At 47.8% G+C, this 7938-nt stretch carries 11 protein-coding genes; 9 read left to right on the top strand and 2 right to left on the bottom strand.

The genetic code is table 11. The features are described from left to right. A partial coding sequence (locus AC1DUA_RS14365) for a spore germination protein (protein ID WP_477500415.1) occupies positions 1-174 on the bottom strand: 174 nt, incomplete at its 3' end. A 214-nt stretch (positions 175-388) separates the two neighbouring features. Here AC1DUA_RS14365 and AC1DUA_RS14360 point away from each other — a divergent pair. From AC1DUA_RS14360 to nadE, 9 genes are all read left to right on the top strand, one after another. After that, positions 389-685 carry a hypothetical protein gene (locus tag AC1DUA_RS14360; protein ID WP_477500414.1) on the top strand — a complete coding sequence of 99 codons (297 nt, stop codon included), beginning with the start codon at positions 389-391 and terminating at the stop codon, positions 683-685. Positions 686-724: 39 nt separating this feature from the next. Next, positions 725-1420: a PspA/IM30 family protein gene (locus AC1DUA_RS14355; protein WP_477500413.1), complete on the top strand. Its 696-nt coding sequence runs from the start codon at positions 725-727 to the stop codon at positions 1418-1420. Further along, positions 1389-1853: a PspC domain-containing protein gene (locus AC1DUA_RS14350; protein WP_477500412.1), complete on the top strand. Its 465-nt coding sequence runs from the start codon at positions 1389-1391 to the stop codon at positions 1851-1853. The genes AC1DUA_RS14355 and AC1DUA_RS14350 overlap by 32 nt, the downstream gene beginning before the upstream one ends. Positions 1854-1856: 3 nt before the next feature. Then, positions 1857-2543: a PspA/IM30 family protein gene (locus AC1DUA_RS14345; protein WP_477500411.1), complete on the top strand. Its 687-nt coding sequence runs from the start codon at positions 1857-1859 to the stop codon at positions 2541-2543. A 284-nt stretch (positions 2544-2827) separates the two neighbouring features. Beyond that, a complete protein-coding gene (locus AC1DUA_RS14340; protein WP_477500410.1) occupies positions 2828-3715 on the top strand; it encodes a polysaccharide deacetylase family protein in 888 nt (295 codons plus the stop codon). A 52-nt stretch (positions 3716-3767) separates the two neighbouring features. Then, the gene (locus AC1DUA_RS14335) at positions 3768-4685 is read left to right on the top strand and encodes a prolipoprotein diacylglyceryl transferase family protein (RefSeq protein WP_477500409.1); all 918 of its coding nucleotides are present in this window, start codon (positions 3768-3770) and stop codon (positions 4683-4685) included. Continuing rightward, a complete protein-coding gene (locus AC1DUA_RS14330; protein WP_477500408.1) occupies positions 4682-5074 on the top strand; it encodes a DUF3905 domain-containing protein in 393 nt (130 codons plus the stop codon). Before AC1DUA_RS14335 ends, AC1DUA_RS14330 begins: the two co-directional genes overlap by 4 nt. Positions 5075-5207: 133 nt before the next feature. Then, positions 5208-5645 carry a BrxA/BrxB family bacilliredoxin gene (locus AC1DUA_RS14325; RefSeq protein WP_145669054.1) on the top strand — a complete coding sequence of 146 codons (438 nt, stop codon included), beginning with the start codon at positions 5208-5210 and terminating at the stop codon, positions 5643-5645. Positions 5646-5799: 154 nt separating this feature from the next. Next, positions 5800-6609 (top strand): ammonia-dependent NAD(+) synthetase, encoded by an 810-nt coding sequence (nadE, locus tag AC1DUA_RS14320; protein WP_477500407.1) that lies wholly within the window; start codon positions 5800-5802, stop codon positions 6607-6609. Between the two features lie 325 nt (positions 6610-6934). Here nadE and AC1DUA_RS14315 read toward each other — a convergent pair whose 3' ends face one another. After that, a complete protein-coding gene (locus tag AC1DUA_RS14315) occupies positions 6935-7912 on the bottom strand; it encodes an aldo/keto reductase (RefSeq protein ID WP_477500406.1) in 978 nt (325 codons plus the stop codon). Between the last annotated feature and the right edge of the window lie 26 nt (positions 7913-7938).

The raw sequence follows: 7938 nt of genomic DNA, 5'->3' as shown, positions 1-7938 counted from the left end.
GCCGTTTAGAACATTCTGGACACTTCCGAAGCTATCACCCGGGGAAAATGAGTTGGCGCCCGCATAAATCTTGGAATTACTCGATAGCCGTATTAAGGCGGTATCACCAAACTGGACATTCGAACCCGAGTTCACACTTAGAATTTTGACACCACCATAGACCACTGAAGGCATTGGTTCGGCCCCCTTCCCAATCACTTCTTATTGTATGTACACGGAAGCCTATCTGCCACCGCAATATTTCCGCTCTGAACAGAGGTCGTAGAAGCGCCCCGACTAAGGTCTAGTATCAAATACCGTCCACGGTCCGTTTTGGAAAGGCTCGATTTTACCTAGAATAAAGACATGAACAAGAGATCAACACACAACGAAAGGCGGTGACGAAATCATGAAAAGAAATACAGGCTTAGCCGCTCTGCTAATCGCATTCGGCGCGCTAATCATCCTTAACAAGCTGGGGCTTCACATGGGACCTTTTATCGGCTCGGTGATGGGATACCTGATTCCGATTAGTATGGTCGGTCTAGGATATATTGGCATTCAGAATGGCAATAAATTCGGTTGGCTGATTGCAGGGATCGGCGGTATCATCCTGGTTGGCAAATTAGCTGGCTGGATCATTATTCTTCTGGCAATTGGATTGATTGGTTACGGGGTTTCGATGTTGACAAGAAGAACCGTGTAAATAGGATGGAAAAACAGAGTGGAAAAGGTGGTATGAGAGATGAGCCTTCTGAGGCGTATGAGAGACATTACCGTAGCATCCCTGAATGAACATTTGGAACGGTCCGAAGATCCGGTTCGCTTAATCGACCAGTACTTAGCTGCTCAACGCGAACAGCTTCAGCAATCCGAGAGGCTGTACCAGCAATGCGTCACTCACGCAGCTTCGCTAAGACAGCAATATCTGACGGCATTAGAAACCAAAGAGAAGCGCGAGCAGCAAGCGCTCCTGGCTTTGAAGGCCGGCGAAGAACATATGGCACGAATCGTGCTTCAAGAGAAGCTGCAAGCTGAGGAGAAAAGCGAGCAATATCGCGAATTATATGAGCAAGCTAAGCAATCCATCCTAGACTTGGATGAAGAGCTGCAGCAGCTCAGAGCAGATTACAAAGAAGTGGCAGATAAACGCAGCTACTACCTAGCACGAATGGAATCCGCCCGCTTGCAGCAAAGATTGCATGCTCGCAGCAGCGTGTCGCAAGATGCGTCACCACGGATGTTCGGCCGCTTGGAAGAGCGCGTATCCGATATGGAGCTTCATGCAAGAACGCTCCGAGATGTACGACGTATGGGCCGCGAAAGTTACTATGGTGCGGGAAATCCGGCTGTAGACGCTGAGCTTGAGGCACTACGGAATAGGCTGAATCAGGAGGGAGCAACTAATCATGAGCAAAATATACCGCTCACGAAGAGATAAAAAGGTAACCGGTCTTTGCGGCGGACTCGCCGAAGCTATGAACGTTGATGCTACGCTGCTAAGACTGCTAGTGGTCATCACGACATTTTTCACAGGTGGAACGGTCATTTTCATCTACTTTATCGCCGCTATTGTGATCCCGAAAGAGCCTGGTTACGACCATCCGCCGTTTGATCCTTATGCTGGCTCGTATTCCCGCCCTCCGTACAACGATGGTTGGAACCCGACTGCTCACAAGCCGCACGCAAATCACGTGCCGCCGCATCATACAGGCTATAACGCACCGTACGAGGCGAGTAAAAGCAACAACATCGATGAAATGATGAAAGATATCGAGAAGAAAGCTTTGCAAAGAGAAGTAGATGAATTAAGAGCTAAAGTCGCTCGTTTTGAACAACAACAACCAATTGATATTAAAAAAGGAGACGTGTAAACCATGGGAGTATTTACAAGAATGAAGGATATGACAAAAGCATCAATTCACGAGGTATTGGATAAAATCGAGGATCCGATCGTCATGTTGAATCAGTATCTGCGTGACATGGAGCAAGAAATTGCGCAGGCTGAAGTCACTGTAGCTAGACAAATTGCAAGTGAGCGCAAATTGAAACAACGCCTTGAGGAGTCTGTTCGCCTAGTAGCTGACCGTGAAGCGAAAGCTTCCACAGCGATCAAAAACGGTCAAGAAGGCATCGCTCGCCAAGCGGTTGAAGAAAAATTGTATCATGAAGATAAAATTGTCGAGTACACGGATTTATATGCTTCTGCTAAAGCACATGCAGATGAGTTGACGCAACAGCTTCATGAAATGAAAGACGAGTTCTACAAAATGCGCAATAAACGCAACGAGCTTGTATCCCGCGCTCAGCTTGCCAAAGCGAAAAAACAAATGGCACAGGTTTCCTACAATGGCGTCATTGAGAGCGGCAGCGCATCCCGTGGCTTCCAGCGCATGGAAGAGAAGATCATCCAATTGGAAGTTGAAGCGGAAATCGCTCGCAAGCCCTATGTACCGGCTGGTGCGGTAGGCAGCTACACACCTGTTGATGTTGCGAAACAAGCAAAGGTTGATGAGCAGATGAACCTGCTGAAAGAGAAATTAAACGGTAACGCTGCTGAGTAATCAGCTTGTTAATAAAGGGCTATCCTTAGGTAGAAAGTTTAYCTGAGGATAGGCCTTTTTGTTTACTCTACTCAGCGTATTTTTATATAAAATTATCCGGGGCGATCAGCACTAATCCTAATTTAAGCGGATCTTTCATGTTCATGCTTTTTTTATTTTATAGTCACATAAAAGGGAGATGAAGCTGTTCCTGTCGGATTTCCCGGGAAATATTGGGTTTAATGTCGAAAGCGAGGATAGCCATACTAAAATAGCACAGAAACGCACGAAGAGGGGGAGCAGCTATGGGCGATCAGAAACGACGAACAGGTGTTTATTYAATAGGATTAATGATTAGTGCCAATTTAGTAGGGTGTGGGACCAATCAAATACATACGGAGCAAACGGCACAAGTGCCTAAACAGTTGTCAGGAACAATAGCGAGTGAAGTATCGGAGGCGAGTCCTGCTCCAGCGCCGGATGATAGAGAAATAACAGTTGTGGAAACGAGGCATTTTTACACAGGACCTCCTCATCAGAAGCCTTCCCCTGTTGGGAATAAGATCGCTTATTTGACCTTCGATGACGGTCCCTCCAAGAGCACAAGGAAGATTTTACATATTTTAAAAACCTATGGGGTAACGGCAACTTTCTTCGTCATAGGCACAGAAACGAGCGAGGGGAAATCGCTCTACAAAGAAATCGCCGCGGCAGGGCACGCACTTGGGAATCATACCTATTCGCATGATTATAACCGAATTTATCAATCGCCAGAAGCCTTCATGAAGGATGCACACAAGTTGGATCGACTCCTGGAGGAAACGGTCGGCTATCGGCCTGATATTCTAAGGTTCCCAGGCGGTTCGAACAATCATTTGAGCCGCAAATCCGGCGGCAGGGGAGTTATGAGTAAGGTGGCGGCAGAGGTGAAGGAGCAAGGCTACCAGTATTTTGACTGGAACGTTAGCTCGACGGACGCTGCTGCGCCTGTGCAGGATAGAGACATGATTATTGACTCCGTGCTGAGCGCAAGTAAAGGAAAGAAACGTGTCATCGTACTAATGCACGATAACACGTATAAGACAACGACCTTAGAGGCGCTGCCTGTCGTGATCCAAAAGCTGAAAGCGGCTGGCTTCCGTTTTGACAAGCTGCAGAAATCTTCTTTCACCTTTCAATTCCTGGAGCCTTGATAGTTGCACATCTCGTCTCCTCTCGTTACGATGGAAGTAATGGAGAGAGGGGATGGCGTTAATGATGCCAGATGTATTTCAGCTCGGACCGCTGCAGCTGCAAGGGAAGCTGGTAGCATTGCTGCTGGCGTGCGCATTGGGCTTATGGCTGATACGGAGAGCAGCGCGGCAATTAGGTAGTCTGGACAGGGAACGGGATCGAGAGGATAGCCCTAGGATAAAACCGTTAGATGATATCGTTTTCGTTGGAGCTATCATTGTACTACTCACATGGAAGCTTGGCGTTATCTTCACACAGCCCTCATTGCTCTGGACAAGTCCATTGAAACTACTTATGGTGGTAGGATCTGACACAGAAATTGTGCTTGGAGTGCTATTGGCTTTTGTTTATATGTATGTTCAAATACGAAAACAGCGTATACCGCTGTACGTTTTTCTAGATATATTCGCAACTGGTCTGGCTGCTGGGATATTTGTATATTGCGCTTTAGTCCCGGCGTACGGTTTACCGACTACTTGGCCTTGGGGCATCAGTGTCAAAGGTACGATATCGCGTTTTCATCCCTATAACGCTTATATATCGCTGCTGCTTGTGCCGCTGCTTATTTGGCAGATTGGGTATGAGGGGCGGCGGAATCGCTTCGGGAGTGGGATTTTACTGAAATACTTCCTGATGTATGGTGGCGCTGCAGGGATGCTAGCCAGTTTTTTTGCTGCTGCTAAGCCAGAATTGCTCTATTTAAGCTTCGCACAGCTTATCTTTCTTTTCATGCTTGTAGTTGGAATGCTTCTACCTGCTTTGGCACATAATACTGGCAGAAGGGAGCTGAGTGCAATGAGTCAAAACGATTCCAAGACCCAAATTCAACAAGAACAGCAAAACAAAGAGCGCGAGAAGTCGCAATCAGGTGCAGGTAAAGAGGGCTTCGTGGATAAAAAACTGGATGGACCTAACCGGCCATCGACATGAGTAAGGATCCGAAGAAGGCAGCCCAAACCTCTCAGGATCAAAGCGATCTCGATCCTTTCGAGATCGACTTTCTCCCGCAATTTGAGCAGGGGCGCGGTCCGCGTGAGGCGTTCGTGAATGAACACGGTGTCGTTATCGGTGATCATGAGTACGAATCGGACAACTCTCCGCTGGAGCAGTGGACGGCTGAGACCGATCCCGAAGTCATGGCAGGCGATGAATGGGTTCATCCGTATAAGGACATTGGGTTTCAAAGCGCCGAGAACCGCGAGTTATTCGAAAAAGGCATCTTGCCGCAAAGCGGAATTTTTACGCATCCGGACAAAGATGTTTCATTTGAGCCGGGAAAGGCTTCTAGTACGAGGAAAAAGGATGAGGCGGAAGCTTAATAGCTTTCGCTTTATTTCTTTTTGTGTTAGAAGCCAGCTATAGGTACTTTGCATTCACCGCCATCGGATGTATAATATAAGTTGTAACGATTACGTTTTGAGAGTAACTATTAAATCCTAAGGGGTGGAACATATGGCAATGTCTTTTGATTCTTACATGAAAGATATGGTTAAACCGATGAGGGAAGATTTGACTCGTCTGGGAATTACGGAGCTTCTGACTCCTGAGCAAGTGGACGAAGCGATTGAGAAGTCCAAAGACGGCACGATGCTGCTGGTTATCAACTCCGTTTGCGGATGCGCAGCAGGTCAATGTCGTCCAGGTGTAGCCAAAGCACTTCAGAATGATACACTACCGACGTACACATACACTGTGTTCGCAGGTCAAGAGAAGGATGCGACAGCGAAGGCTCGTGAGTATTTGGCACCATACCCGCCATCATCCCCATCCATCGCATTGTTCAAGAATGGTGAGCTTACTCACTTCATCCAACGTCACCAAATTGAAGACCGTTCCGCTGATATGATCGCTGGCGATTTGATCGGTGCTTTCAACGAATATTGCAAATAAGGAATAATGACCCGCTATTGCAGCTGATGCATGGCGGGTCTTTTCCTTTTTATGGGCAGATAAATGCGATTATTCTTTGAAATTTTGGAGTTGAAAGTCTATACTAGATTTCAAAGAAGGTTGGTTTCATTTTATAGAAAAGGTGGAGAGAGGCATGAGTTTGCAAGCAGAAATTATCGCGAAGCTTGGCGTTAAGCCGGAGATTGATAGTGATGAAGAAATCCGCAAACGTGTGGACTTTCTGAAGGATTATGTGCTTGGCGCGAAAGCAAACGGCCTGCTGATCGCAATCAGCGGCGGAATCGATAGCGCTGTAGCGACAGGTCTGTGCAAGCAGGCGACGGACGAGCTGACTGTGGAGAAAGGCACCGAGTACAAGACGGTCGGCGTGTTTCAACCATACGGTCAGCAAGTAGACATCGAAGATAGCTACGCGGTGGCCAAAGCATTCGATTTGAAATATCAAATCGAGAACAATATTGAAGAGGCTGTCGACGAAATCGCGATTGAAGTCGAGTACGGGCTTAAGCATATCGGTGTACACCAGCATGTGAGCCGTGGCGGCAAAGGCAACATCAAAGCGCGGACGCGCATGGTGATGCAGTATGCTCTTGCTTTTGAACTAGGCCTAATCGTTGTGGGCACAGACCACGCCTCCGAAGCGATTACGGGATTCTTCACCAAATATGGCGACGGTGCCGTCGACATTACACCACTGAGCACGCTGAATAAGCGGCAAGTGCGCGCTCTTGCAGCGAAGCTGGGCGTTCCGCAAAGCGTGTTGGACAAAGCTCCGACCGCCGGTCTATGGGACGGTCAGACGGACGAGAATGAGCTCGGCATTACATATGGCGATAACAGCGACTACCTGGAAGGCAAACAGATCGATCCGGCTGTCCAAGAGAAGCTGGAGAAGCAATATCTTAAGACGGAACATAAACGCATTCCGATTCCGGGTATTTAAGCCCGTAAATAAATACCCCCGGCCTCTTCAGGTCGGGGGTTGTTTGTATGTGTTGGAGCGAACGAGTCACCGGGTAGCCGCAACACATTAGCTGAAAAAACTGCCGTTAATTCCGCTCGGTAGAGCGGTTTGCTCCAAATAACGGGATAAACATAAACTACCGTTAAATCAGCGGAAATCTACTTGATTGAGCCAAAAACCTATTATTAACAGAAGAAATTTTAGTTAATGGGACAGATGGCGATCCTGCCGAGAATTTAGCGGTAGGATCGCCATTTATTTGCATGAGCGAGCATGCAAGAGAGTGATCATACGTGCGCCGAGCCTACGGAACGCGCACACCACGTGAACTCTCAAGCAGTGTATACCACTCTTCGCGTGTCATATTCTCAGAGACGCGGATCGCATCTTGGCAAGCGAGTATGCGCTCAACAGAGGAAGTGCCGATAACCGGCTGAATGCGAGCCGGATGTTTCATTAGCCAGCCAAGAACGATGGCCTCTAAGCTTGTTTCTTTCTCTGCCGCAAGCTTCTGAACGAGGGCTGCCGTCTTTACGACGTTGTCTGGCGCATTTTCCAACACTTTGCCGGAGAAGATGCCTTTCGCCAGAGGGCCCCAAGCCTGAATTTGAATATCCGCCATCTGGCAGTGCTCAAGAATGCCGTCGGCGAAGTTGACGCCTACGCCGGCTTTTTGATTGACAAGGATGCCTTGTTCAATCCAATCCAGGCGAGCCAAGCTTAATTCCAGCTGGTTCACCACAAGTGGCTCCGGCAAGGAATTCTGAATGAAACGCATTTGCGCAGCGGTCATATTGGAAACGCCGAAGTGGCGCACTTTGCCAGCTGAACGCAAAAGGTTAAAGGCTTCTGCGATCTCTTCCGGATCCATAAGCGGATCTGGACGGTGAAGCAGCAAGACATCCAGATGCTCCACGCCTAGACGGCTAAGAATGCCATCGACTGCAGGAATCATGTGATTTTTGCTAAAATCAAAACGCWGTGGATTCACATCGTCCTGGAAACGAATGCCCACTTTGGATTGAAGTATGATTTGATCGCGAAGATCAGGTCTTTTCTTAAGGACTTCCCCGAAAACAATTTCGGACTTTCCTCTTTTATAAATATCCGCATGATCGAACATGGTAATGCCAATGGAAAGCGCAGCTTCCACAGCTTTCTCGGCAACGAGATAATCTTCCTTCGTCAAGGGAGCTGCCGTCCAATCCCCACCAATGCCCATACATCCAAAAGCAATTCGGCTATTCGATATTCCACGTTTTTCAAGTGGCATTATTCTCATTTATGTAGGCCTCCCAGCTTTTAATC

Source organism: Paenibacillus sp. 01T422, assembly GCF_056398785.1.
Note: the sequence above shows the minus strand (reverse complement) of the source record. Positions and strands in the feature narration are given on the sequence as shown.